General features: G+C 60.9%; 24 protein-coding genes. 6 read left to right on the plus strand and 18 right to left on the minus strand.

What is annotated here, in order from left to right:
• Positions 1–150: 150 nt before the first annotated feature.
• From clpB to rluD, 3 genes are all read right to left on the minus strand, one after another.
• Entirely contained in the window at positions 151–2715 is a 2565-nt protein-coding gene (gene clpB, locus ABFB52_RS24995) for an ATP-dependent chaperone ClpB (RefSeq protein ID WP_085747730.1), read from the minus strand.
• 129 nt (positions 2716–2844) lie between these two features.
• Positions 2845–3567 (minus strand): peptidoglycan editing factor PgeF, encoded by a 723-nt coding sequence (gene pgeF / locus ABFB52_RS25000; protein ID WP_129972813.1) that lies wholly within the window; start codon positions 3565–3567, stop codon positions 2845–2847.
• Complete coding sequence (rluD, locus tag ABFB52_RS25005) at positions 3564–4526, minus strand: 23S rRNA pseudouridine(1911/1915/1917) synthase RluD (protein WP_085747728.1); 963 nt, start codon at positions 4524–4526, stop codon at positions 3564–3566. The genes pgeF and rluD overlap by 4 nt, the downstream gene beginning before the upstream one ends.
• 152 nt (positions 4527–4678) lie before the next feature.
• Here rluD and ABFB52_RS25010 point away from each other — a divergent pair, with 152 nt between their 5' ends.
• The 4 genes from ABFB52_RS25010 to ABFB52_RS25025 all read left to right on the plus strand — a co-directional run bounded on the left by ABFB52_RS25010 (position 4679) and on the right by ABFB52_RS25025 (position 8976).
• Positions 4679–5695 (plus strand): outer membrane protein assembly factor BamD, encoded by a 1017-nt coding sequence (locus tag ABFB52_RS25010; RefSeq protein WP_085747727.1) that lies wholly within the window; start codon positions 4679–4681, stop codon positions 5693–5695.
• A 125-nt stretch (positions 5696–5820) separates the two neighbouring features.
• A complete protein-coding gene (locus ABFB52_RS25015) occupies positions 5821–6054 on the plus strand; it encodes a PP0621 family protein (RefSeq protein WP_085747726.1) in 234 nt (77 codons plus the stop codon).
• The gene (locus ABFB52_RS25020) at positions 6044–7633 is read left to right on the plus strand and encodes an ATP-binding protein (protein ID WP_129972812.1); all 1590 of its coding nucleotides are present in this window, start codon (positions 6044–6046) and stop codon (positions 7631–7633) included. The genes ABFB52_RS25015 and ABFB52_RS25020 overlap by 11 nt, the downstream gene beginning before the upstream one ends.
• The gene (locus tag ABFB52_RS25025) at positions 7630–8976 is read left to right on the plus strand and encodes a sigma-54 dependent transcriptional regulator (protein WP_129972811.1); all 1347 of its coding nucleotides are present in this window, start codon (positions 7630–7632) and stop codon (positions 8974–8976) included. Before ABFB52_RS25020 ends, ABFB52_RS25025 begins: the two co-directional genes overlap by 4 nt.
• Before the next feature lie 59 nt (positions 8977–9035).
• Here ABFB52_RS25025 and thiO read toward each other — a convergent pair whose 3' ends face one another.
• Genes thiO through ABFB52_RS25060 form a run of 7 tightly spaced genes read right to left on the minus strand, consistent with a single transcriptional unit; the run spans position 9036 to position 15808 of the window.
• Positions 9036–10136: a glycine oxidase ThiO gene (gene thiO / locus ABFB52_RS25030; RefSeq protein ID WP_085747723.1), complete on the minus strand. Its 1101-nt coding sequence runs from the start codon at positions 10134–10136 to the stop codon at positions 9036–9038.
• Between the two features lie 56 nt (positions 10137–10192).
• Positions 10193–10594: a type IV pilin protein gene (locus ABFB52_RS25035; RefSeq protein ID WP_039771691.1), complete on the minus strand. Its 402-nt coding sequence runs from the start codon at positions 10592–10594 to the stop codon at positions 10193–10195.
• 15 nt (positions 10595–10609) lie between these two features.
• Positions 10610–13702, minus strand: a complete 3093-nt coding sequence (locus ABFB52_RS25040) for a PilC/PilY family type IV pilus protein (RefSeq protein ID WP_346836109.1) — start codon at positions 13700–13702, stop codon at positions 10610–10612.
• Complete coding sequence (locus ABFB52_RS25045) at positions 13689–14168, minus strand: PilX N-terminal domain-containing pilus assembly protein (protein ID WP_085747720.1); 480 nt, start codon at positions 14166–14168, stop codon at positions 13689–13691. The genes ABFB52_RS25040 and ABFB52_RS25045 overlap by 14 nt, the downstream gene beginning before the upstream one ends.
• A 10-nt stretch (positions 14169–14178) precedes the next feature.
• Positions 14179–14892 (minus strand): prepilin-type N-terminal cleavage/methylation domain-containing protein, encoded by a 714-nt coding sequence (locus ABFB52_RS25050; RefSeq protein ID WP_085747719.1) that lies wholly within the window; start codon positions 14890–14892, stop codon positions 14179–14181.
• On the minus strand, positions 14889–15338 hold the full coding sequence (pilV, locus tag ABFB52_RS25055) for a type IV pilus modification protein PilV (protein WP_085747718.1): 450 nt from the start codon (positions 15336–15338) through the stop codon (positions 14889–14891). Before pilV ends, ABFB52_RS25050 begins: the two co-directional genes overlap by 4 nt.
• A complete protein-coding gene (locus tag ABFB52_RS25060; RefSeq protein WP_085747717.1) occupies positions 15335–15808 on the minus strand; it encodes a GspH/FimT family pseudopilin in 474 nt (157 codons plus the stop codon). The genes pilV and ABFB52_RS25060 overlap by 4 nt, the downstream gene beginning before the upstream one ends.
• 127 nt (positions 15809–15935) lie before the next feature.
• Between ABFB52_RS25060 and ABFB52_RS25065 the strand changes: the two genes are divergently transcribed.
• Positions 15936–16490 (plus strand): GspH/FimT family pseudopilin, encoded by a 555-nt coding sequence (locus ABFB52_RS25065; protein WP_085747716.1) that lies wholly within the window; start codon positions 15936–15938, stop codon positions 16488–16490.
• Here the strand turns inward: ABFB52_RS25065 and ispH are convergent.
• The 6 genes from ispH to murJ form a co-directional block, all read right to left on the minus strand.
• A complete protein-coding gene (gene ispH, locus ABFB52_RS25070; RefSeq protein WP_038361699.1) occupies positions 16462–17406 on the minus strand; it encodes a 4-hydroxy-3-methylbut-2-enyl diphosphate reductase in 945 nt (314 codons plus the stop codon). The genes ABFB52_RS25065 and ispH overlap by 29 nt on opposite strands.
• 75 nt (positions 17407–17481) lie before the next feature.
• Positions 17482–17919 carry an FKBP-type peptidyl-prolyl cis-trans isomerase gene (gene fkpB, locus ABFB52_RS25075; RefSeq protein WP_173892710.1) on the minus strand — a complete coding sequence of 146 codons (438 nt, stop codon included), beginning with the start codon at positions 17917–17919 and terminating at the stop codon, positions 17482–17484.
• Between the two features lie 7 nt (positions 17920–17926).
• Complete coding sequence (gene lspA / locus ABFB52_RS25080) at positions 17927–18439, minus strand: signal peptidase II (RefSeq protein WP_074691487.1); 513 nt, start codon at positions 18437–18439, stop codon at positions 17927–17929.
• On the minus strand, positions 18432–21263 hold the full coding sequence (ileS, locus tag ABFB52_RS25085; protein WP_129972809.1) for an isoleucine--tRNA ligase: 2832 nt from the start codon (positions 21261–21263) through the stop codon (positions 18432–18434). Before ileS ends, lspA begins: the two co-directional genes overlap by 8 nt.
• Before the next feature lie 13 nt (positions 21264–21276).
• On the minus strand, positions 21277–22215 hold the full coding sequence (gene ribF, locus ABFB52_RS25090) for a bifunctional riboflavin kinase/FAD synthetase (RefSeq protein WP_085747713.1): 939 nt from the start codon (positions 22213–22215) through the stop codon (positions 21277–21279).
• A 129-nt stretch (positions 22216–22344) separates the two neighbouring features.
• A complete protein-coding gene (gene murJ, locus ABFB52_RS25095; RefSeq protein WP_102686319.1) occupies positions 22345–23883 on the minus strand; it encodes a murein biosynthesis integral membrane protein MurJ in 1539 nt (512 codons plus the stop codon).
• A gap of 252 nt (positions 23884–24135) precedes the next feature.
• Here murJ and rpsT point away from each other — a divergent pair, with 252 nt between their 5' ends.
• On the plus strand, positions 24136–24408 hold the full coding sequence (gene rpsT, locus ABFB52_RS25100) for a 30S ribosomal protein S20 (protein ID WP_003228351.1): 273 nt from the start codon (positions 24136–24138) through the stop codon (positions 24406–24408).
• Positions 24409–24533: 125 nt separating this feature from the next.
• Here rpsT and ABFB52_RS25105 read toward each other — a convergent pair whose 3' ends face one another.
• Together ABFB52_RS25105 and proB are read right to left on the minus strand one after the other, a co-directional pair.
• On the minus strand, positions 24534–24998 hold the full coding sequence (locus tag ABFB52_RS25105) for a CreA family protein (protein ID WP_129972808.1): 465 nt from the start codon (positions 24996–24998) through the stop codon (positions 24534–24536).
• Between the two features lie 10 nt (positions 24999–25008).
• A complete protein-coding gene (gene proB / locus ABFB52_RS25110; RefSeq protein WP_045121906.1) occupies positions 25009–26127 on the minus strand; it encodes a glutamate 5-kinase in 1119 nt (372 codons plus the stop codon).
• Positions 26128–26227: the final 100 nt, after the last annotated feature.

Below are 26227 nucleotides of genomic sequence, written 5' to 3' on the forward strand. Positions count from 1 at the left end.
CTTATTTCAGATTTCTGCCCAGTGAGCTGAAACCGTGTTGGTGACTGACTGCGGGGCGCACTTTACAAGCCTTTTCCTTTGAGTTCAACAGCCTGGCGAAAAAAAAGGCCTCGCATTGCGAGGCCTTGATTACTTCACCACCGTCGAGCGTCAGTTGAACGTGATCTCGTCGTTCTCCACCACACCGGTCGCAGTCTCGCCCGGCATGAAGCGTCCCGACAGGATCAACTGCGCCAACGGGTTCTCGATCCAGCGCTGGATCGCCCGCTTCAGCGGCCGTGCGCCGTAGACCGGGTCGTAGCCGACGGCAATCAGCTTGTCCATCGCTTCCGGGCTCAGCTCCAGCTTCAGCTCGCGCTCGGCCAGACGGCTGCGCAGACGGCCCAGCTGGATCTCGGTAATGCCCGCGATCTGATCCCGCGCCAATGGCTCGAAGATCACTACTTCGTCGACCCGGTTGATGAACTCCGGACGGAAGTGGGTGGAAATCGCATCCATCACCGCTGCCCGTTGCGCTTCACGATCACCGACCAGTTCCTGGATCTGCATCGAACCGAGGTTGGAGGTCATGACGATCACGGTATTGCGGAAGTCCACCGTGCGGCCATGACTGTCGGTCAGACGGCCATCCTCCAACACTTGCAGCAGGATGTTGAACACGTCCGGGTGCGCCTTCTCGACTTCGTCCAGCAGGATCACCGAGTAAGGCTTGCGCCGTACCGCTTCGGTCAGGTAACCGCCCTCTTCGTAGCCGACGTAGCCCGGTGGCGCACCGATCAGCCGTGCCACGGAATGTTTCTCCATGAACTCGGACATGTCGATCCGCACCATCGCCTCTTCCGTATCAAAGAGGAATTCGGCCAGCGCCTTGCACAGCTCGGTTTTACCGACACCGGTCGGGCCGAGGAACATGAACGAGCCGCTCGGGCGATTCGGATCGGACAACCCGGCACGGGAACGCCGCACCGCGTTGGCCACGGCAACCACTGCTTCGTCCTGGCCGATCACGCGTTGATGCAACAGGCTTTCCATCTTCATCAGCTTGTCGCGCTCGCCTTCGAGCATTTTCGACACCGGAATACCGGTCCACTTCGAAACGACTTCGGCGATTTCCTCTTCGGTCACCTTGCTGCGCAGCAACTGGTTTTCGCTCTTGCCGTGCTGGTCGACCATTTGCAGGCTGCGTTCCAGATCCGGGATCACCCCGTACTGCAACTCGGCCATGCGGTTCAGGTCGCCTTTACGGCGCGCGGCTTCCAGTTCCTGACGGGACTGTTCGATCTTCTGCTGAATCTGTGCAGAACCCTGCACCTCGGCTTTTTCCGAGTTCCAGATTTCTTCCAGATCCGAATACTCACGCTCGTGGCGGACGATTTCTTCCTGGAGTTTTTCCAGGCGCTTGATCGCCGCTTCGTCGCTTTCTTTCTTCAGTGCCTGGGATTCAACTTTCAGTTGAATCAGGCGCCGCTCCAGACGATCCAGCACTTCCGGTTTGGAGTCGATCTCCATGCGGATGCGGCTGGCCGCCTCGTCGATCAGGTCGATCGCCTTGTCCGGCAGTTGCCGGTCAGTGATGTAGCGATGGCTGAGCTTGGCTGCCGCGATGATCGCGCCGTCGGTGATCGCCACCTTGTGGTGAACCTCGTAACGCTCCTTGAGGCCACGCAGGATCGCGATGGTGTCTTCTTCGCTCGGCTCGTCCACCAGCACTTTCTGGAAGCGCCGTTCGAGGGCCGCGTCCTTCTCTATATATTGGCGGTACTCGTTGAGCGTGGTCGCGCCGACGCAATGCAGCTCACCACGGGCCAGGGCCGGTTTGAGCATGTTGCCGGCGTCCATCGAGCCTTCGCCTTTACCGGCGCCGACCATGGTGTGCAGTTCGTCGATGAACAGAATGATCTGCCCTTCCTGCTTCGACAGCTCGTTGAGCAGCGCTTTCAGGCGCTCTTCGAACTCGCCACGATACTTGGCACCGGCAATCAGCGCCCCCATATCGAGAGACAGCAGGCGCTTGCCGCGCAGGCCATCCGGCACTTCGCCGTTGATGATGCGCTGGGCCAGTCCTTCGGCAATCGCGGTTTTACCCACGCCAGGCTCGCCGATCAGCACCGGGTTGTTCTTGGTGCGGCGTTGCAGAACCTGAATGGTGCGACGGATCTCGTCGTCACGGCCGATCACCGGGTCAAGCTTGCCTTCTTCGGCGCGCCTGGTCAGGTCGACGGTGTATTTATCCAGCGCCTGACGCGACTCTTCGTGGTTGGCATCATTCACCGCCTCGCCACCGCGCAGGTTGTTGATCGCATTCTCCAGCGCCTTTTTGCTCACGCCCTGGCCGAGCAGCAACTTGCCAAGCTTGCTGTTCTCGTCCATCGCGGCGAGCAGCACCAGCTCGCTGGAAATGAACTGGTCGCCCTTCTGCTGGGCCAGACGGTCGGCCTGATTGAGCAGACGCGCCAGATCCTGCGACATGTTCACGTCGCCGGTCGGGTTCTGGATTTTCGGTAATTGATCGAGCTCTTTGGTCAGCTCTTTACGCAAGCTGTTGACGTCGAAGCCCACCTGCATCAACAGGGGTTTGATCGAACCACCCTGCTGTTCAAGCATGGCCTGCATCAAATGCGCCGGCTCGATGGCTGGATGATCGTGGCCGACGGCCAAAGATTGGGCATCGGACAACGCCAACTGCAATTTGCTGGTTAAACGGTCTATACGCATGGGTCACCTTCCTTTTGAGCAGGCCGGACCTGAAAACCGTCCTGAATAAAGAAACCTGCCAGATACCGCTATAGATGCGGTCGATTCTGGAAGATTCAAGCGTCAGGGAGTTGATGCAGATCAGAGAGTTTAGCGGGTAAGCCAGACTAAGGAGGCAAAGCGACCGGTACGTGACGCACGGCGATAAGAAAAGAAGCGCGGATCGGTCACGGTACAGAAACCGCCACCATAAACAGCGGTGACACCACGAACCGCCAGACGCAGTCGCGCCAGCTCATAGATGTCGGCCATGAACTTGCCGGCGTTGTGGCTCGGGACAAAGGCTGTCTCGGCTTCGGGCAATTGATTGATGAAGACTTCCCGGACTTCCGGGCCGACTTCAAAGGCTTGCGGGCCGATGGCCGGGCCGAGCCAGACCAGAACGTCTTCGGCGGGCACTTCCAGACTGTCGAGGGTGGCCTCCAGCACGCCGGCCGCCAATCCACGCCAACCGGCATGAGCCGCCGCGACGCGAGTACCGGCACGGTCGCAGAACAGCGCCGGCAGGCAGTCGGCGGTCATCGCCGCACACGCGATACCGGGTGTTGCCGTCCAGCTGGCATCCGCCGTGGCCACCACGGACGAATCAGCATGCGCCACGGCAATCCCGTGCACTTGCTGCAACCAGACAGGCTTTATAGAGAAGTGTTCGGTCAGGCGCCGACGGTTTTCGACGACGGCCTCGGGACGGTCATCGACATGATCGCCCAGGTTGAGGCTGTCGAACGGCGCCTCGCTGACGCCGCCCTCGCGAGTGGTGACACAGGCCTTGACGCTGGCCGGCGCGGGCCAGTCCGGCGTCAGCCAGTTCATCCGATGAATGCCTCGCGGTCCTGTTTGAGCAGGGTCAGCAGCCACACCAGATCTTCCGGCAGCGGCGATTCCCAGCTCATGCGCTCACCGGTGGTCGGGTGATCCAGCTCAAGGAACCGCGCGTGCAGGGCCTGACGCGGGAAGTGCTTGAGGGATTCGACCATGGTCTGGCTCGCGGCCGGCGGAATGCGGAAACGACCGCCGTACGCCGGGTCGCCGACCAACGGGAAGTTGATGTGCGCCATGTGCACGCGAATCTGGTGAGTACGACCGGTTTCCAGCTTCACCCGTACGTGGGTGTGGGAACGGAAGCGCTCCAGCACGCGGTAGTGGCTGACGGCCGGCTTGCCGCCTTCCATCACCGCCATGCGCTGGCGCTGCTGGCCGTGACGACCGATCGGGGCGTTGATCTTGCCGCCGGCGGTCACCACGCCGATCACGATGCACTCGTAGATCCGGCTGACGCTGCGGCTTTGCAGCTGCGCGACCAGTTTGGTCTGCGCCTGAATGGTCTTGGCCACCACCATCAGACCGGTGGTGTCCTTGTCCAGACGATGCACGATACCGGCGCGCGGGACATTGATGATGTCCGGAACGTGGTGCAGCAAGGCGTTGAGCAAGGTGCCATCAGCGTGACCGGCAGCCGGGTGCACCACCAGGCCCGCAGGCTTGTTGATCACCAGAATGTCGTCGTCTTCATAGACGATGTCGAGTTCGATGTCCTGAGCGACCCATTCACCCTGGGCCTCCTGCTCGGCAGTCAGCTCAAGGATGGCACCGCCATGAACGATGTCGCGCGGGCGGATGACCGCCCCGTCCACAGTCAGGCGACCTTCTTTGATCCAGGCGGAAAGGCGCGAGCGCGAGTGCTCGGCGAAGAGTTGGGCGGCGACTTGATCGAGGCGTTGGCCGCCCAATTCGGACGGCACCTCTGCGCGAAGTTCAATTTTATCGGACATGCTCGGACTGGGCGTCGGCTACAGCCTTTGGTTTCGGCTGCGCGCTTGTGGTTAAATACGGCGTCTTTTGCCCCGGGGCTTTTCAACGGGGCGCTCATCATAACAGGACGGCCCCGCCCAAGACAGCGGCCGTCATAGGGACGCAAGCCGCCATGCAAGTGAAACACCTGCTGCTGATCGCCATCCTCGCATTGACCGCTGCTTGCTCATCGAAGGAAGTCGTAGACGAAAACCTGAGTGAAGCCGAGCTGTACCAGCAGGCTCAACAGGACCTGGACAACAACAGCTACACCAGCGCCACAGCCAAGCTGAAGGCTCTGGAGTCGCGTTATCCGTTCGGTCGCTACGCCGATCAGGCACAGCTGGAACTGATCTACGCCAACTACAAGAACTCGGAGCCGGAAGCTGCAAAGTCCGCCGCCGAGCGCTTCATTCGTCTGCATCCGCAGCACCCGAACGTGGACTACGCCTACTACTTGAAGGGCCTGACCTCGTTCGACCAGGACGTCGGCCTGCTGGCGCGCTTCCTGCCGCTGGACATGACCAAGCGTGACCCGGGCGCCGCCCGCGACTCCTACAACGAGTTCGCCCAGCTGACCAGCCGCTACCCGAACAGCCGCTACTCGCCGGACGCCAAGCAGCGCATGATCTACCTGCGCAACCTGCTGGCTTCCTACGAAATCCACGTGGCCGACTACTACCTGACCCGTCAGGCCTATGTCGCCGCTGCCAACCGTGGCCGTTACGTAGTGGAAAACTTCCAGGAGACCCCATCGGTCGGCGACGGCCTGGCGGTAATGACCGAAGCCTACCAGCGTCTGCATCTGGACGAACTGGCGGCCACCAGCCTGGAAACCCTGAAGCTCAACTACCCGAACCACCCGAGCCTGCAGGACGGTCAGTTCGTGCCTCGCGTTGCCGAAGCCGACAACCGTTCGTTCCTGAGCAAGGCCACTCTGGGCCTGATCGAATCCCGTCCGCCGCTGCCGCCGGGAGAGACCCGCGCCAACCAGGACGTGCAGAAGCAGTTCCAGGACGCGAAAGACGCGATCCCGAACGAGCTCAAGCCAAAAGACGAAAACGGCGACGTGATCGAAGAGCCGGAACCGGAGTCGAGCGACAGCGACCGTTCCATCTTCAGCTACATGACCTTCGGTCTGTTCGACTGATCACTTCGGTGATGCAAAAAAGGGAGATCTTCGGATCTCCCTTTTTATTGCGGCGTGTGATTGGGCTGTGCGCTTGTCGGGTCCTTGGCTAAACTGCCGAATCATTAGCCGAAAAGCCGCCCATCATGCTTCGTTTACTGTTCTGGATTGCCTTGATCGCCGCTGCTGTCTGGTTGTGGCGCAAATTCAAGGCCCCCGCCTCGTCCGCCCGACCGCCTCGCGAACAGGATGCCGCACCGATGGTGCGCTGCGCCCACTGCGGCGTGCACCTGCCCCGCGACCGCGCGCTGAACCTTCAACAGCAGTGGTATTGCAGCCAGGCTCACCTTGAGCAAGGCCCCGGTTCCAGTGATCGCTGAGGCCGAAAACGCCGACAGCAAACAGGCCCAGCGACTGCTGCGCCTCTATCATCTGTACCGTTTGAGTGTCGGCATCACCTTGGTGTTGCTGATCTCCAGCAACATGGACAACCGCCTGCTGACCTCGGCCAACGACGAGTTGCTGCGCAATGGCAGCTGGTTGTACCTGGTGCTGAACATCCTGCTGGTGGTGTTTCTCGAGAACATCCGCCGCCCAGCCCAGTTGTTCGCTCTGGCACTGGTCGACATTCTGCTGCTGTGCGGCGTGTTCTACGCAGCGGGCGGTGTGGCCAGTGCGATCGGCAACTTGCTGATCGTTTCGGTGGCCATCAGCAACACCTTGCTGCGACGACGCATCGGCCTGCTGATCGCCGCCGTCGCCACCCTCGGCATCGTCGGGCTCAGCTTTCTGCTGAGTTTCAGCCATCCCCTGAGCGCCAACGACTATCTGCAGGCCGGCACCCTCGGCGCCTTGTGCTTTGCCGCCTCGCTGCTGGTGCAAGGGTTGATCCGTCGTCTCGAAGTCAGTGAGAACCTGGCCGAGTTGCGCGCCAGCGAGGTCGTGGGGCTCGAAGCCCTCAACGCGCTGATCCTGCAACGCATGCGCACCGGCATTCTGGTGCTCGACGAACAGCGCCGGGTGCAACTGGCCAACCACAGCGCCAGGATCCTGCTGGGCCAAACGCATCTTGAAGGTGACTTGATCGACGACCACTCGAGCGCATTGGTCGAACGCCTGCAACTGTGGCTGAACAACCCGACCCTGCGCCCGCAAAGCCTGAAAATCGCCGGCAACGGCCTGGAGCTGCAGCCGAGCTTCATCGCCCTGGAACAGAGCCCGAATCGCCAGACCCTGGTGTTTCTCGAAGACCTCGCCCAGATCGCCCAGCAGGCCCAGCAATTGAAACTGGCCGCGCTGGGCCGGCTGACCGCCGGTATCGCCCATGAAATCCGCAATCCGCTGGGGGCCATCAGTCATGCCGCGCAGCTGTTGCAGGAATCCGAGGAACTCGACGGCGCGGATCGGCGTCTGACGCAGATCATTCAAGACCACTCCCTGCGCATGAACCGAGTCATCGAAAACGTCCTGCAACTGTCCCGCCGCCAGCAGAGCGCGCCGCAACGGCTGGATCTCAAACCGTGGCTGGAGCAGTTCGTCAGCGAGAGCCGCGAACAGGCCGGCGAGCGCCAGCACATTCATCTGCACATCGGCCCGGGGGATTTCCGCACGTTGATGGATCCCGGCCAGCTCACGCAGATTCTCGACAATCTGTTACGCAACGGCTGGCGCCACAGCGCCCTTTTGCACGATCCGGCCGAGGTCTGGCTGACGCTGTCCATCGACCCCGAGAGCACGCTGGCCGTGCTCGAAGTGCAGGACAACGGCCCCGGCGTGCCGCTGGATCAGCAGGCTCACCTGTTCGAACCGTTCTTTACCACCAGCAGCCAGGGCACCGGCCTTGGGCTTTATCTGTCCCGTGAGCTGTGCGAAAGCAATCAAGCGCGCCTAGACTTCAAATCACGCCAAGGCGGCGGCTGCTTTCGCATCACCTTTGCTCACGGACGGAAACAAAGTTGAACACGAGCCCACGGCAAAAAATCCTCATCGTCGACGACGAGCCGGATATCCGCGAACTCCTGGAAATTACCCTGGGACGGATGAAACTCGACACCTTCAGCGCACGCAATTTCAATGAAGCCCAGGCGCTGCTGCACCGCGAGACCTTCGATCTGTGCCTGACCGACATGCGCCTGCCCGACGGCACCGGCCTGGAACTGGTGCAGCACATTCAGCAACGTTATCCACAACTGCCGGTGGCAATGATCACCGCCTACGGCAGCCTGGAAACGGCGATCAACGCCCTGAAAGCCGGGGCTTTCGACTTCCTGACCAAACCGGTGGACCTGACACGCCTGCGCGAGCTGGTCGGCTCGGCATTGCGCATGCCGGCGCCGGGCAATGTCTGCACTTCGATCGACCGGCGGTTGCTTGGCGACTCTCCGCCGATGCGCAGCCTGCGCAAACAGATCGACAAACTGGCCCGCAGCCAGGCGCCGGTCTACATCAGCGGCGAGTCCGGCAGTGGCAAGGAACTGGTGGCCCGATTGATTCATGAGCAGGGCCCGCGCGCCAGCCAGCCATTTGTGCCGGTGAACTGCGGGGCGATTCCGTCTGAGTTGATGGAAAGCGAGTTCTTCGGCCACCGCAAAGGCAGTTTCAGCGGTGCGGTGGAGGATAAACCGGGGCTGTTTCAAGCGGCCCATGGCGGCACGCTGTTTCTCGATGAAGTGGCGGACCTGCCGCTGCCGATGCAGGTCAAGCTGCTGCGGGCGATCCAGGAAAAAGCCGTGCGCAGCGTCGGCGGGCAACAGGAAACCGTGGTCGATGTGCGCATCCTCTGCGCAACGCACAAGGACCTCGACGCGGAAGTGTCTGCCGAGCGTTTTCGTCAGGATCTGTATTACCGGCTCAACGTGATCGAACTGCGTGTGCCGTCCCTGCGCGAACGTCGCGAGGACATCGAAGCACTGGCCGTCCATATGCTCAAGCGCCTGGCCAATGGCACCGGGCAACCGGCTGCACGTCTTCATCCTCATGCCCTAGAGGCGCTGAAAAACTACCGTTTTCCGGGCAACGTGCGGGAGCTGGAGAACGTGCTTGAGCGGGCGCACACCCTGTGTGAAAACCGCACGATCGAGGCCGAGGATTTACGCCTGAGTGAAGGAAACGCCGCCGCTGAAGGTGGTATTGCCGATCTCACGCAAATCGACAACCTGGAAGACTATCTGGAGAGCGTCGAACGCAAACTGATTCTGCAGGCGCTGGAGGAGACTCGCTGGAATCGCACGGCGGCAGCGCAGCGGTTGAGTCTTTCGTTTCGGTCGATGCGCTACAGGCTGAAGAAGCTGGGTCTGGATTAACGCCTCTTTCGCGGGCTTGCCCGCGAAAGCGATTTGTCAGTCGCCGAAAGAAAAACTGACTAGATCCGTCCGGCCGGTGCATACGGCGCCGGATCAATGATCGGCGCACGCCCCAGCATCACATCGGCAAACAACTGACAGGATGCAGGCGCCAGCACCAGCCCGTTGCGGTAATGCCCGCAGTTCAGCCACAGACCGTCAAAACCCGGAACCCGGCCAATGTAAGGAATGCCTTCGGGCGAGCCCGGCCGCAGCCCGGCCCAGTGCCCCACCACTTCGGCATCGGCCAGCGCCGGCAACAGTTCGACCGCCGATGCCTTGAGGCTTTCCAGCGCATTGTCCGTCGGGGTTTTGTCGAAGCCTTCGTGCTCCAGCGTACTGCCGATGAGAATATGCCCGTCGCGGCGCGGAATCGCGTAGCGCCCCTTGGCCAGCACCATGCTCGGCAGGAAATCCGCCGCGCACTTGTAGAGAATCATCTGGCCCTTCACCGGCTCCACCGGTAGGGAAAGATTCAGAGTCTTGAGTAATTCGCCGCTCCACGCGCCTGCGGTCAAAACGACCTGATCGCCAGCGATCACACCCGTGGAAGTCTGCACGCCTACCACCCGCTCGCCATCACGGACAAACCCGCTGACTTCACACTGCTCGTGAATCGTCACGTTCGGCAGCGCCTGCAACGCCGCTTTCAAAGACTTCACCAGCCGCGGATTGCGCACGTTGGCTACGTCGGCCATGTAGATCGCCCGGGAAAAACCGCCACCGAGCACCGGCACCGCATCATGCGCCGCCGAGATATCCACAGCCCGCAGTGGGCGGTTTTCCCTTTTGGCCCACGCCAGCGCTTCAGATTCGTCATCCAAGTCCAGCCAGTACAGGCCGGTGGTGTGCACTTCGGGATCGACCCCGGTATCGGCAAAAAGGCGTTCGCCCAGTTGTGGATAAAAATCCTGCGACCAGTGCGCCAGCGCGGTGACGGCAGGGCTGTAGCGCCACGGGTACAGCGGAGAGACGATACCGCCGCCGGCCCAGGACGATTCCTGGCCGACGTTCGAACGATCCAGCAGCACCACGCTGCCGACCTCGGAGGCGAGGTTGTACGCGGTGAGCAGGCCAATCACTCCGCCACCGACAATCACCACTTGCTGTTGCCTGGTCATGTTTGATCCAACCGTAAAAAGACAGTGGGCGCAAATGGCGCCCGAAATTAAGCGGCTCAGCGGCCCCAGCAATCCTTGGTGGTCAGCCCGGTGGTCGCGTTGTTCATGCTTCTGACACCGGTGTTGGTGAGGGTGAAATCCCCGCACTTGTCAGTGGCCATGGCCGTGCCGGTCTTGCGGGTCGCAGTCAGCAGGAAGGTCTGATCGGTGATCGTCGGCGTGATGGTGTAGAAATCGTTGCCGGTGCTCAACCCGGTGACACCGGTGTAGACGTTGTTCTTCGAATAGAAGCGTTCGAGGATCTGTGCCTGTTCCGACAAATTGCTGACCACGTCGGCACGGCGGCCCTTCTTCACGTATTCGGTGAGGCTCGGATAGCCGATGGTGATGACGATACCGATGATCGCAATCACGATCATGATTTCGATCAGGGTGAAACCTCGGTTGGATCTGCGCATGCCTCGAACTCTCGCTTACTGAATTTGGCGCCACATGATACGACGGCTGCCGCCGCCGGATTTTTCCACCAGGGTGGTGATACCGCCACTGGAATCGTTCACGACCTTGCGTGATGCACCGTTGACGATGGCGTTCAGGGTCGGGATACCGCCGGTGAACACCACGCCGCTGGAAATCGTATCGTTGCTGTCGACCACGCCATCAGCGTTGGTGTCGAGCACCGCGTAGTTGAGCATCTTACCGCTGAACGCATCGAGTTCGATCAGTTTGCCGGTACCGAAACTGGAACACGGGTCGGTGGTATCGACACTGGCCGTGGTGAACACGATGCGTCCCAGCACCAGACTGGCCTGGTTGATCACCCGTTCGCCGGTCAACGCGTTGTTGTACACCAGCGGCAGGTACCAGCCCTTCTCCGCTGGATAGGTCGTGTCGTTCTGGCTGGTGGTGACGAACTGCCCGGTACTGCCGGAGAACACCCCGGTAATCGCCTGCGCCTGCAAACTGCTGACTGTGATCTGGCCCGACCCGCCATCGGCATCCCACACCGAATAGAACGCCTGCAGATCCTTGTTGGTCTTGTCGGCGGTTTCATTGAATTTGCCGGTGCCGACGAAAATCTGTTTGCCGCCCAGAGCATTGTCCGCCAGCAACGGTTGCGCGGTGATTGGCTGAGTTGCCCCGCCAGCCGTGGTGAACAACGGTTTGCCGGAAAACGCCACGCCCCAGCTGTCGGACGACGTGGCGCTCAGGTCGAATTTCCACAAGCGCCCCTTCAAGTCACCACCATATGCGGCCTGTACCACGTTCTGCGAATTGACCCGCAGCTTCACCGAGGACAAACCGTTGGTGGTTTCCGTACTGTCGATGACGATTTTCCTGATCAGCGAGCCGTCACGCACATCCAGCACATACAGCGCCGCCACCCCGGAGTTGCTGCCGTAACCGTTGGCAATGAACGCCGCCCAGCGACCATCGGCCAAGCGTGCCACCTCCGGACGGGCATAGGCGTAACCCAGATCATTGAAAGCGTTGGAAGTACTGGCGGTGGCGGGCGCGCTGACTTCCCACAAGGCGCGGATAACGTTGCCCGCCGAGGCGTCGAACAGCTGAAGCCCGTAGAAACTCTTGCCACCGGCCCCCGTCCCGCCGATGGCCAGGGTTTTCCAGGCCGTGCCGAATTGCGCGTCGAACACACCGATCTGACCATCCACCAGAAACTTGTGGCTGACGCCGTTGACGTAGTTCGGATCGGCAATAAGGCGCAGCGAGGGCAATACGCTGGACGGCATGTAGGCATAGCGCCGGGTACCGTTGGCCGAGTTGATGACGCTGACAAAACCGTCGTTGGCGTTCACCACCAGGCTGGCATTCATGTTCGAAGCCTTGGTGGTCAGGTAGGTGCTGTAGGTGGTGTCACCGGCCAGATCGGAAGCGGTTTTTTCCGTGGGCGAAGCCAATACGAGCGGCGAGTTGATGATGTCCCCGAGCAATACGCTGCGCACTTTGAGCCCGGCCTTGTTGGTGCCCTTGCTCCATTCGACCAGGTCGATGCCGCTGATGCCGACGGGTAAACCCTGGCTGAGAACGGTCTGCTGGGCCGGGGAGAAATTGCCGTAAGCCAGCGTCACCGCCGCGTTGTTCAGGGTGTTCCACGACTGGTAGGTCGGCGCGGTAGCGCCGGGCACGATGGCGGTGTCGGTGGTCCACAATACCGCCGAGGTGTTGACTGCCCCGGCCGAGTTGAAGCCAAAGGACTTGATCGTGCCGCGCCAGTCCTTGGGGTCATAACTGGTCTGGAAATAACTGGTGCCGCTCGCCAGCGTCGTCCCGCTGGCGACACCGCTGCCGCCGGAGCCGGCCTTGGAGGTGATGTCGCTCAACGCCGAGGACAGCGCGGCATTCAGGCCGGCGCTGTCGGTCGCCTGGTAGTAGCGGCCCTGTCCGTAATCGGCGGCGTCCGAGAGCATGTCGTTGGAAGCGGTAAAACCCACGGTGTAGGTGTTCATGTTCTGCCTGGGAAAATCCACCGCATTCCAGCTCTTGCCTGCCGCGTCGGTACCGGTCGAACGCATGTCGATATCGAAGGCGAACTTGGCGATATCGTCCAGATACAGCGTATCGCCCTCCCCGTCCCCGTTCAGGTTGTTCCCGTCATTGTTGATGCCGTCCCAGTTCGGCAAGCGGCTGCCACCCAGTGGATCATTGCTCGGAAAGGTGCGGTCGTAGGTCGGCAAACCGTCGGTAATGACCACCCCGTAGTTTTTCTGGCAGCGGTACTGGATCGGGCTGGTGTAAGTGCTCGGCGTGCTGTTGTAGTACGGCGCCATCCCGCGCATGTAGCGGGTGATTTCGTAGTAGGTCTCGGCCAGCGGCGTGTTGGCCACCGCGCTCAGGCCGTTGATCGACGAAATCAGTGCGTTGTAGTTGGTGTCGGCCTGGGCCTGGGTCACGCTGCCGCTGACCGGTGACAGGTCGCTGATGGAGCGGGCAATGAAACCACCGTTGCCAGGGTTATTGCTGGTGGCCGGGTTGAAGGTGGCCAGACCCATGCGCAGGTTGCGGTTGCTGGTGACCAGTGCGGTGGAAACGTTGCGCGCCACGTTGATCCGGTAGTCGTTGGGAATCGCGCCGGTGGTGAAGTCGCGCGTGCCGTTGTTGATCGCCAGCCCGACCACATAGGAAATGTAATCCGCCGAATAGCGAGTGTTGCCGCTGCCCACCGGATCCGGCAGCTTCAGGCAGAGCGGCGTCAGGCTGTTGTTGTAGAACGCATAGGCACCGCCGGAGCAGCCGGAGGTTGGCAGGCTCGACAGAAAGATCGTATCGCCGGTAATGGCAGTTGAGCTCAGGCACAGGCCGATGACCGCGTTGCACTGGCGGGCCGCCGTGCGATCCACGGTCGGATCAAAACCCGTCGCATAAATGATGCTGTTCATGCTGCCCGAGTCGTCGATCATCAACATCACGTTCGGTGGCACGGCCGCCGCGCTCAACAGCGGCGAATCGGACGGCGTGAAAGCAAACGCCGGTGCAGCCAGATAAAGCCCGGTCAGCATGCCGAGCAGCAGCGACAGCCACTTGAAGCGTCGCTCAGTACTTCGCATAAACACTCTCCACCACACTGCGCGAAGTACCGGCGATGCCGACGGCCGTGACCCTGTACAAAGTCGCCGAGGTGTTGCTCGGCACATTCACCGCCGTCAGGGTCGTGCCGATGTTCTGCACTCCGTAAAACCCGCTGCCAGCGGCGATCCAGGTCACGCCCGACGTGGAGTTGAGCCCCGCTGCGCTGACCACCGAGGATTCCGCCGGCGGCGCACATTGAGTGGTGCTGGCGCACACCGCCAGCGCGTAGCCGTCCAGTTGCACCGCACTTTCACCGATACGCAGTGCCGCCTCGGCAGTCTGGAACGATTGATTGCGCAGGCTCACGCTGCCAGCCATTTTTTCCTGCAGGTTGGCGCTCTGCATCGATGACAGGCCGATCACCGTCAGGAGCAGCAGAAACACCAGACTGACCAGCAACACCATGCCGCCCTGGGACCGTCGCCGATGGAGAGAAACGTTCATCGCTCGCCCCTCACTGCAAGCGGTTGCGCAAGGCGGCAACCACGTTGAAGGTTTGATTGCGGACCCGGTTATTCGGGTCAGTGAGGGTCAGGCTCAGGCGCACGCTGCGGATCCGCGCCGGATCACCCGGGTTGGCGCTGTAGGTGGACGCCGCCACGTCGGTCGCGGAACTCGCAAGACCAAACATCACCGTGAACGCGCTGACGTTGTTCACCAGCACCTGCTGGGCCGGGTTACCGCTGCCGGTGCCCATCAGAATCTGGTTGTTGCTGAAGCTGTAGACCAGCCGACGGATCGGAAATGCGATCTGGCCCGTCGCCGCCGCCCGCGCGCCGGTATAAGCGGTGGCGCTGTTGCGGCAATCGGAGACCACGGTCCAGGTCGGTGTCCCGCCCGCACTGCCGACATCGGCGGTAACCAGGGTCAGCTTGAGGTTGGCGTTGTCCCAGCTGATCGGCGTGATCTGCGCCGTATTGAAATCCCCCGCCGAGCTGGAATCGGTAATCGTGCCCAGGCAGCCGAACATACCCACCATGCGCAGTTCCTGAATCATCTTGCTCAACACGAACCGCGCGTCTTCCTGCATGGCGGCCGCACTGTTCTGGCTGACGTAAGTATTCTTCGCCGCCAGGAAAATCTGCACCACGCCGAGTACCACGATCAACCCCAGCGCCAGAGCAACCAGCATTTCGATCAGGCCAAAGCCCAGGTTTTTGCGCTTCATGGCGTGGCCACCGGATCGACCGCAGCGCGGCTGGTCAGCACAAAGCTGCGGGTTGCACTGGTCGTATTGGCAGCACGCGCGTCACTCCAGGTGATGGTGATGGTGTACACGCGCTGATTGAGGGTGATGCTGCCGGTGGCGGTCGGTCCGCCAAAATTGACGATGTTGGTGGTGAAGTCGTAGAGATCCTGATCCCGGGCGACACTCAGGTTGCCCGTAGTCGGCGGCGTGACAGTGTAGTCGGCGCCCGAATTGGCACGGATCCGGTCCATCATGTCGTAGGCGATGAAACTCGCCTGGCTGGTCATCCGTGAGCTGTCGGTGTACTTCAGCGCATTGAGCTGAACCGCTGCTGCGCCCAGCAACCCGACCGTCAGAATCAGTAACGCGACCAGCACTTCAATCAGCGTCATGCCCTCCTGTGCGTGCTTGCTCCCTGCCCTCATCCGCAATTTCCACCCAATTGAATTCGTCCGTTCAGACACACGTTCAGCGTCCTGCTTTGCGTTCCCAGCACATAACTGATGGCCACCGCCGTGGACGGTGCCGCCAGCCCGCCCAGGTTGTTGAAATCCAGCGCGGTCACTCCAGAGGGTAGCGTCAGAGTCGCGCCGCTGCTCATCGCTGGAACAACCCGCAATACATTGGCCGGAGTGCCAGTACTGTCGTAGACCGACAGTTCACCGGTCCAGACCGTGCCGCCGGCACTCGGCCGCAAGCGGGTGGTGACGCCCCGGTTGATCGCCTCGAGCCTTGCGTAATTGAGGGCCCGTTGCAGGTCGCCGACCTCGGTGTCGGCCTTGCTGCCCTGCACCGAACGGGTGAATGCCGGCACCGCCATCGTGATCAGGATCACAAACACCGCGAGCGCCACCAACAGCTCGATCAGCGTGAAACCTTTTGTACGATGATCCATCGATGCCCTCCGTTGCCGTCGGCTATACCTGTACAAACCTAGAACATTCGACCGGCATGCGCCGGTTGATTTACCGCGTGCGGCGCACGGATTGCGCCGCCGTGCACAATCCAGGGAGGAGGCGCACATGCCGCAACAGGGTTTCAGTCTGGTCGAACTGCTTATGGGACTGGCGATCGGCGCAATTGTTCTGTCGCTGGTCAGTCCGGCGCTGGCGGACTTCACCGAATCAAACCGGCGGCAGCAGGCCGCGCAGTCTTTGCTCGACGGGATTCGTAATGCCCGGACCATGGCCATCACGCGCAATCAGAGCGTGGTGATTCATGGCATCAACGGTGATTGGGGTCAGGGCTGGCGGATCATTCTGGATATCAGCGGAAAGGGTCCGGTAGATGCCGGTAATCCATTGCTGATCGAGCAGGCGAGTGACGGACGGATACCGATTGTCGGCAACTGGCTGGTGAGCCGCTACATACGCTTCAGCAGCCTGGGCCAGCCACTGGTGCCGGATCGGAAGTTTCAGGCGGGGACGTTACATCTATGCTCGGCTCGCGAGCCGGTCAGCCGGCTCCAGGTGGTGCTGGCAGCAACCGGTCGCGTACGCCTGACCAGCCAAAAGACTGAACAGGCGTTATGCCGAAAGGATAAAGCGATCAGATCGAGCGAACGCGCAGCTCTTTAGGCATCGAGAACGTGATGTTCTCCTCACGCCCGGCCAGTTCGTCGGCGCCGGTGGCGCCCCAGGCCTGCAACTGCTGAATCACGCCACGCACCAGTACTTCCGGAGCGGAGGCGCCGGCGGTGATGCCGATACGCTCGACACCGTCGAACCAGCTTTTTTGCAGGTCTTCGGCGCCATCAATCAGGTAGGCCGGCGTGGCCATGCGCTCGGCCAGTTCACGCAGGCGGTTGGAGTTGGAGCTGTTCGGGCTGCCGACCACCAACACCACGTCGCATTCGTCGGCCAATTGCTTGACCGCGTCCTGACGGTTTTGTGTGGCGTAGCAGATATCGTCCTTGCGCGGCCCGCCAATAGCCGGGAAACGCGTACGCAGCGCATCGATGACACGGCTGGTGTCATCCATGGACAACGTGGTCTGGGTGACGAAGGCGAGTTTTTCAGGGTTGTGCACCTGCAACTCGGCGACATCCTTCTCGTCTTCGACGAGGTAGATCGCGCCGCCATTGCTGGCGTCGTACTGGCCCATGGTGCCTTCGACTTCCGGGTGACCGGCGTGGCCGATCAGGATGCACTCGCGACCGTCGCGGCTGTATTTCGCGACTTCGATATGCACCTTGGTCACCAGCGGGCAGGTGGCGTCGAACACTTTCAGGCCACGGCCGGCGGCTTCGGTGCGCACGGCTTGCGAAACGCCGTGGGCACTGAAGATCACGATCACGTCGTCCGGTACCTGATCGAGCTCTTCGACGAAGATCGCGCCACGACTGCGCAGGTCTTCGACCACGAACTTGTTGTGCACCACTTCATGACGCACATAGATCGGCGGCCCGAAAACCTCCAGGGCGCGGTTGACGATTTCGATCGCCCGGTCCACGCCGGCGCAGAAGCCACGGGGGTTGGCGAGTTTGATTTGCATGCGGTGCCTCGTGTCTTGCGCGCGAAAGATTGGATCATTACAGGAGCCGGTCAGCCGGCTCCTGAAGAACAGCAATTACAGCGCTTTGACGGAGAAGATTTCCACGTCAAAGGTCAGCGTCTTGCCGGCCAGCGGGTGGTTGAAGTCGACGGTCACTTGCGCGTCGTCGAACTCTTTCACCACACCCGGCAGCTCAGTATTGGCCGCATCGTTGAAGATCACCAGCAGACCCGGCGACAGTTCCATGTCCGCGAACTGCGAACGCGGAATGATCTGTACGTTTTGCGGGTTTGGCTGGCCGAATGCGTTTTCCGGTTCAATGGTCAGGGTACGCTTGTCGCCGGCCTTGAAGCCGAACAACGCCGCCTCGAAGCCCGGCAGCAGGTTGCCGTCGCCGACCTTGAAGGTCGCCGGGGCTTTGTCGAAGGTGCTGTCGACTGTGTCGCCGTTCTCCAGGCGCAATGCAAAGTGCAAGGTGACTTCCGTGTTCTGGCCGATGCGTTGCTCAGCCAATACCTGTTCAGTCATGAACGGTTTCTCCGGATTTCTTGGTTTTGAACATGTCCAGTGCCAGCATCACCGCGCCAACGGTGATGGCGCTGTCGGCGAAGTTGAACGCCGGGAAGTACCAGCGGTTCTGCCAGTGCACCAGAATGAAGTCGATCACATGGCCCAGGGCAATGCGGTCATAAAGGTTGCCCAGTGCGCCGCCCAGAACCAGCGCCAGCGCAATGGCCAGCCAGGTTTCGTTGCGGCCCAGGCGCTTGAGCCAGACCACCAGCACCGCACTGACCGCAATCGCGATCAGGGCGAACAGCCAGCGCTGCCAGCCAGAACTGTCCGCGAGGAAGCTGAAGGCAGCGCCGGTGTTGTAGGCCAGTGTCCAGCTGAAGTAATCAGGGATGATCACGATCTGCTGGAACATCTCGAGCTTGCCTTCGAAGTAGAACTTGCTGGCCTGGTCAATGACCAGAACCAGCAAGCTCAACCAGAGCCAGCTCAGCCGTCCGAAACGGCCAACGGCATTAGGCATAGTGACGAACCTCGCCGGCGCCATCGATGTTGTCCACGCAACGGCCGCAGATTTCCGGATGCTCCGGGTTCACGCCGACGTCTTCGCGGCAGTGCCAGCAACGGGCACATTTCGGGAAGGCGGACTTGACGATCTTCAGCTTCAGGCCGCTGACTTCGGTGGCCACAGCATCGGCCGGAGCCTGCACGAACGGTGCAACAGTGGCAGTCGAAGTGATCAGGACAAAGCGCAGCTCGTTGCTCAGCTTGGCCAGGTCGGCGGTCAGCGCGTCTTCGGCGAACAGCGTCACTTCGGCTTGCAGGTTGCCACCGACGGCCTTGGCCGCGCGCTGGATTTCCATCTCTTTGTTGACCGCCACCTTCACTTCCATGATGCGATCCCAGTACTCGCGACCCAGCTCGAAGCCTTCCGGCAACTCGGTCAGGCCTTCGTACCAGATGTTGAGCATCACCGATTCGTTGCGCTCGCCCGGCAGGTATTGCCACAGCTCGTCGGCGGTGAACGCCAGGATCGGCGCGATCCAGCGCACCAGCGCTTCGGAGATGTGGAACAGCGCGGTCTGGCACGAACGACGGGCCTTGCTGTCGGCGCCGGTGGTGTACTGGCGATCCTTGATGATGTCCAGGTAGAAACCACCCAGCTCCTGCACGCAGAAGTTGTGGATCTTCGAGTAGACGTTCCAGAAACGGTATTCGCCGTAGTGCTCTTGCAACTCGCGTTGCAGCAGCAGGGTGCGATCCACCGCCCAGCGATCCAGCGCCAGCATGTCTTCGGCCGGCAGCAGGTCGGTGGCCGGGTTGAAACCGGTCAGGTTGGAAAGCAGGAAGCGTGCGGTGTTACGGATACGACGGTAGGCATCCGCACTGCGTTGCAGGATCTGCTCGGACACGGCCATCTCGCCCGAGTAGTCGGTCGACGCGACCCACAGACGCATGATGTCGGCGCCCAGGGTGTCGTTGACTTTCTGCGGCGCGATCACGTTGCCCAGGGACTTGGACATCTTGCGGCCGGACTCGTCCACGGTGAAACCGTGGGTCAGCAGCTCGCGGTACGGCGCGTGGTTGTCGATGGCGCAACCGGTCAGCAAGGACGAGTGGAACCAGCCACGGTGCTGGTCCGAACCTTCCAGGTACAGGTCGGCACGCGGGCCGGTTTCGTGGCCCATCGGGTGCGAACCGCGCAGGACGTGCCAGTGCGTGGTGCCCGAGTCGAACCAGACGTCGAGGGTGTCGCTGATCTTGTCGTACTGCGGCGCTTCATCGCCCAGCAGTTCGGCCGCGTCGAGTTTGAACCAGGCTTCGATGCCTTCGACTTCAACGCGCTTGGCGACTTCTTCCATCAGCTCGACGGTGCGTGGGTGCAGTTCACCGCTTTCCTTGTTCAGGAAGAACGGGATCGGCACGCCCCAGTTGCGCTGACGGGAGATGCACCAGTCCGGACGGTTGGCGATCATCGAGTGCAGGCGCGCCTGGCCCCAGGCCGGGACGAACTTGGTGTCTTCGATGGCTTTGAGCGAGCGCACGCGCAGGGTGTCGCCGGATACCGGCTCCTTGTCCATGCCGATGAACCACTGCGCGGTGGCGCGGTAGATCAGCGGGGTCTTGTGGCGCCAGCAGTGCATGTAGCTGTGTTCGATGACAGTGGTGTGCAGCAGCGCACCGACTTCGGTGAGTTTTTCAACGATGGCCGGGTTGGCTTTCCAGATGAACTGGCCGCCGAAGAATTCCAGCGACGGCACGTAAACGCCGTTGCTTTGTACCGGGTTGAGGATGTCGTCGTTGACCATGCCGTATTTCTTGCAGGTCACGAAGTCGTCCACGCCGTAGGCCGGGGCGGAGTGAACCACGCCGGTGCCGGCGCCCAGTTCCACGTAGTCGGCCAGGTACACCGGCGACAGACGGTCATAGAACGGGTGACGGAAATTGATCAGTTCCAGCGCCGAACCCGGTGCGGTGGCCAATACGGTGCCTTCGACGCCGTAACGGGTCAGGCAGGATTCGACCAGTTCTTCAGCCAGCACCAGCAGCTTGTCGCCGATGTCGACCAAAGCGTAGGTGAATTCCGGGTGAACGTTGAGCGCCTGGTTCGCCGGGATGGTCCACGGGGTGGTGGTCCAGATCACGATCGAGGCCGGTTTGCCCAGGGACGGCAGACCGAATGCGGCGGCCAGTTTGGCCTCGTCAGCGATCGGGAACGCTACGTCGATGGTCGAGGACTTCTTGTTCTCGTACTCGACTTCCGCTTCGGCCAGGGCCGAACCGCAATCGAAGCACCAGTTCACAGGTTTCAAGCCCTTGAACACGAAACCGCCCTTGACAATTTCGGCGAGGGCGCGGATTTCACCGGCCTCGTTCTTGAAGTTCATGGTCTTGTACGGATTGGCGAAGTCGCCCAGCACGCCGAGACGGATGAATTCGGACTTCTGCCCTTCGATCTGCTCGGTGGCGTAGGCACGGCACAGTTCGCGGGTCTTGTCCGCGCCCAGGTTCTTGCCGTGGGTCACTTCAACCTTGTGCTCGATCGGCAGGCCGTGGCAATCCCAGCCCGGGACATACGGCGCGTCGAAGCCCGACAGGGTCTTCGAGCGGATGATCATGTCCTTGAGAATCTTGTTCAGTGCGTGACCGATGTGGATCGTACCGTTGGCGTACGGAGGGCCGTCGTGCAGGACGAACTTTGGACGATCCTTGCCAATCTCGCGCAACTTTCCGTACAGGCCAATACTGTCCCAGCGCTGCAGGATCTGCGGTTCGCGCTGTGGCAGGCCGGCCTTCATTGGGAAGGCGGTGTCCGGAAGGTTTAGCGTGGCTTTATAGTCGGTCATTTAAGGCTCTTCATTAGCGATGGGCGCTAGGTGCGGCTAGTGCACGGGCGGCGGCGACATCCGCGCTGATCGCCGTTTTCAATGCCTCCAGGGAGGCGAAACGCTGCTCTTCACGCAGCTTCTGGTGGAAAACCACCGTCAAACGCCGGTCATACAGATCGCCGGCAAAATCTAAAAGATGGACTTCAAGGTGGGCCTTGCCATCACCTTGGACCGTGGGCCGAACGCCGATATTGGCGACGCCGGGCCAGGTCTTGCCGTCGATGTCGACGTCGACCAGGTAAACCCCGGTGAACGGCACGCGACGGCGTTTCAGTTGAATATTCGCCGTGGGCGTACCCAGTTGACGGGCCAGTTTCTGGCCATGCAGCACGCGACCGGCAATCCGGTATCGGCGACCGAGCAAACGTTCGGCGAGCGCGAAATCGGCGGCGGCCAACGCGTTGCGCACCTGGGTGCTGCTGACACGAATGCCGTCCAGCTCGACGGTTTGCGCGGCTTCCACGGTAAAACCGTGAACCTGCCCGGCCTGCAACAGGAAATCAAAATCACCGAGACGGTCGCAACCGAAGCGGAAATCGTCACCGACCTCCAGATGCTGCACGCCGAGGCCATCGACCAGGATGGTATCGACGAACTCGCTGGCGCTGAGTTTGCTCAGGCGCTGGTTGAAGGCCAGGCACAAGACCCGGTCGACGCCTTCGGCGGCCAGCAGTTGCAGCTTGTCGCGCAACCGGGCCAGACGCGCCGGCGCGGTCTCCGGGGCAAAGAATTCCCGTGGCTGCGGCTCGAAAATCACCACGCAGCTGGGTACGCCCAACTCGAGCGCACGCTCACGCAGTCGGGCCAGAATAGCCTGGTGACCACGGTGAACACCGTCAAAGTTGCCAATAGTGGCGACGCAGCCCCGATGCTGGGGGCGCAGATTGTGGAGGCCTCGAACCAGCTGCATAACGCGCTTCTTGCTCATAAAGTGGCCGATTATAACCACACCCGACGGCCGACGACAGGCAACACCGTAACCCAAAGTGATCGAGCCGACAAAACTGCCGGCTCGCGCCCGTCTTTCAAGGGTGAAACCTCAGTTCAACGCCTTGCGATTGAAGTCGCGCAGGCGGAAACCAAGCAGCAGCAACATACCGAAATAAGCGACCACGCCGGCAACCACCAACGCGCCCAGGCGCAGGAAGCGCTCCAACATGTGGCCCTGATCCCAAGCGGGCATGAAATGCATGCCGATCAACAGCACCGCCGACATCACCGCCACCGCAACCACAAGCTTGAAACCGAACTTCAACCAGCCCGGCTGCGGTTGATACATCTGCTGTTTGCGCAATTGATAGAACAGCAGCCCGGCATTCAGGCAGGCACCGGCGCTGATCGCCAACGCCAGACCGGCATGGGCCAGCGGACCGATCAGCACCAGGTTGAACAGTTGAGTAACCACCAGGGTGAAGATTGCGATTTTTACCGGCGTACGGATGTTTTGTTGCGCATAAAAGCCCGGCGCCAGCACTTTGATCACGATAATCCCGAGCAGACCGACAGAATAGGCAATCAGCGCCCGCTGCGTCATTTCCGCGTCAAAACCGCTGAACTGGCCGTACTGGAACAGCGAAACCGTCAACGGCTCGGCCAGAATCCCCAGCGCCAGCGCACACGGCAGCACCAGCACGAAGCACAGGCGCAGGCCCCAGTCGAGAATCCGCGAATATTCGTGGCGATCCTTGCTGGCGTAGGTCTTGGCCAAGGTCGGCAGCAGAATCGTGCCCAACGCCACACCCAGCACACCGGACGGCAGTTCCATCAAACGGTCGGCGTAATACATCCACGACACCGAACCCGCCACCAGGAACGAGGCGAAAATGGTGTTGATGATCAGGGAAATCTGGCTGACCGAGACGCCGATGATCGCCGGCAGCATCTGTTTCATCACCCGCCAGACGCCGGTATCACGCAGATTCAGGCGCGGCAGCACCAGCATGCCGATCTTTTTCAGGTGCGGCAGTTGATAGAGCAACTGCGCCAGACCACCAACCAGCACTGCCCAGCCGAGGGCCATGACCGGTGGATCGAAGTACGGCGTCAGGAACAGCGAAAACACGATCATGCTGACGTTGAGCAGGGTCGGCACGAATGCCGGCACCGAGAAACGGTTCCAGGTATTGAGGATCGCACCCGCCAGTGAAGACAGGGAGATCAGCAATATATAGGGGAAGGTCACTCGCAGCAGGTCGGAGGTCAGCTGGAATTTTTCCGGCGTATCGGTGAAACCCGGCGCCGTGGCCCAGATCACCCAGGGCGCGGCGATCATGCCGAGCGCGGTGACCAGCGCCAGCACTAGCGTCAGCAGGCCGGAAACGTATGCAATAAAGGTGCGAGTTGCCTCTTCGCCCTTCTGGTTTTTATATTCGGCCAGGATCGGCACAAAAGCCTGGGAAAACGCCCCCTCGGCAAAAATCCTGCGCAGCAGATTGGGCAGTTTGAAGGCGATGAAGAAGGCGTCGGTCGCCATTCCGGCGCCGAAGGTACGGGCGATGAGCGTGTCGCGAACAAACCCGAGAATCCGGGAAAGCATCGTGATAGAGCTGACGGCGGCCAACGATTTGAGCAGATTCATTGAAGGAATGTGTGCCTGTCGATAAACAGCAGGCGAATAACGCGCCCACTTGTGCGATACTCCGCGCCGCAACAGCACAGAGCCAAAGCTCGCGAGTTTACAGGTCAAGCGCCGGAAATAAATATCCCGCCTCTTTATACCTACCACTTAGCGGAACGTCTCAAGCGCCCTTGACAAGACATCTCTTCATCGGCATGATTCGCGGCCTATTTTGTTTGCTATTTCCTAAAAAGTCTTTCGAGGAGCTCGACGGTGGCCAACTCACCTTCCGCCAAAAAACGTGCAAAACAGGCTGAGAAGCGTCGCAGCCACAACGCCAGCCTGCGTTCCATGGTTCGTACCTACATCAAGAATGTAGTTAAAGCCATCGACGCAAAAGACGCTGAAAAAGCTCAAGCTGCATACGTTCTGGCTGTGCCAGTTATCGACCGTATGGCCGATAAAGGCATCATCCACAAGAACAAGGCTGCTCGTCATAAGAGCCGCCTGAATGGCCACGTCAAGGCACTGAAAGAAGCTGCCTAAGCGACGTAGTCATTAAAAAACCGACCTCAGGGTCGGTTTTTTATTGCCTGCGATTTGCTCTGACCTCAGCAAATCACAGGCAAAAAAAAGAGGAGCCAACCGACTCCTCTTTTTTTTACGCGCGATTAACGAGCCGACGCCCACGGCAAAATCGGGATCGCCGTCACCGCATTCTGCGGGCTACCCTCGATCAGACGATCGCTGTAGACCAGATACACCAGCGTATTGCGCTTCTTGTCGAGGAATCGCACCACTTGCATGGTCTTGAACACCAGCGAAGTGCGCTCCTTGAACACCTCTTCGCCATCCTTCAACTCACCCTTGAAGTTGATCGGCCCGACCTGACGACAAGCAATGGACGCCTCGGCACGATCCTCTGCCAGACCCAACCCACCCTTCACACCACCCGTCTTGGCGCGCGACAGGTAGCAAGTCACACCTTCAACCTTCGGATCATCGAATGCCTCGACCACGATCCGGTCGTTGGGCCCGACAAATTTGAACACCGTCGATACCTGACCGATTTCCTCGGCCGAGGCCAGCAATGGCAGCGCCACCAACAAGCCCAACAATCCTTTTGCCTTGCGCATCGCGTTTTCCTTACACCAGAATCAGGTTGTCACGGTGAACCAGTTCCGGCTCAGCCATGTAACCCAGTAAACCGACAATCGCATCAGACGACTGACCGATGATTTTTTGCGCTTCCAGCGCGCTGTAGTTGGCCAGGCCACGGGCGATCTCACGACCGTCCGGTGCCACGCAAACCACCATTTCGCCGCGACGAAAACTGCCCTGAACCAGTTTGACACCAACCGGCAGCAAGCTTTTGTTACCCTGGGACAACGCGGAAACCGCACCATCATCCAACACCAGCGTGCCACGGGTTTGCAGATGTCCGGCCAGCCACTGCTTGCGCGCCGCGAGCATGCCGCGCTCAGGCGACAGCAACGTACCAATGCGCTCACCCGCCTTCAGACGATCAAGCACGCGCTCCAGACGCCCACCAACAATGATGGTATGCGCCCCGGAACGTGCCGCCAGCCGCGCCGCGCGCAGCTTGGTCTGCATGCCGCCACGACCCAATGCACCACCAGTACCGCCCGCCACCGCATCCAGCGTCGGATCATCGGCGCGCGCTTCGTAAATCAGTTGGGCGTCAGGGTTATTGCGCGGATCGGCGTCGAACATGCCGTCGCGATCCGTCAGGATCACCAGCAGATCGGCCTCGACCAGGTTGGCCACCAGCGCCGCGAGCGTATCGTTGTCGCCGAAACGGATTTCGTCGGTGACCACGGTGTCATTTTCATTGATCACCGGGATGACTTTCAGCTCGACCAGCGCGCGCAAGGTGCTGCGGGCATTCAGGTAGCGCTTGCGGTCGGACAGGTCGTCATGGGTCAGGAGAATCTGCGCAGTGTGCCGACCGTGCTCGGCAAAGCTCGATTCCCAGGCCTGCACCAAGCCCATCTGGCCGATTGCGGCAGCGGCCTGGAGCTCGTGCATCGCGCTGGGTCGAGCGGTCCAGCCCAAGCGACTCATGCCCGCCGCCACTGCCCCGGAGGACACCAGCACCAGCTCGACGCCGGCCTCGTGCAAAGCCACCATCTGCTCGACCCAGACACCCATTGCCGCGCGATCCAGCCCTTTGCCATCCGCCGTCAGCAAAGCGCTGCCGATCTTCACGACCCAACGCTGCGCACCTGTCACCTTGCTCCGCATCATCTTCAACCTTAGCTTGAGGGCAACGCGACCCAGCGCTGCCCGTGACGTTATTCGTGGTTATTCGTGACCAACCGATTTCCAGATACTAAAACGCCGC

The sequence above is a fragment of the Pseudomonas sp. 9.2(2024) genome (assembly GCF_039695385.1).
Lineage (GTDB): Bacteria > Pseudomonadota > Gammaproteobacteria > Pseudomonadales > Pseudomonadaceae > Aquipseudomonas > Aquipseudomonas paraglycinae.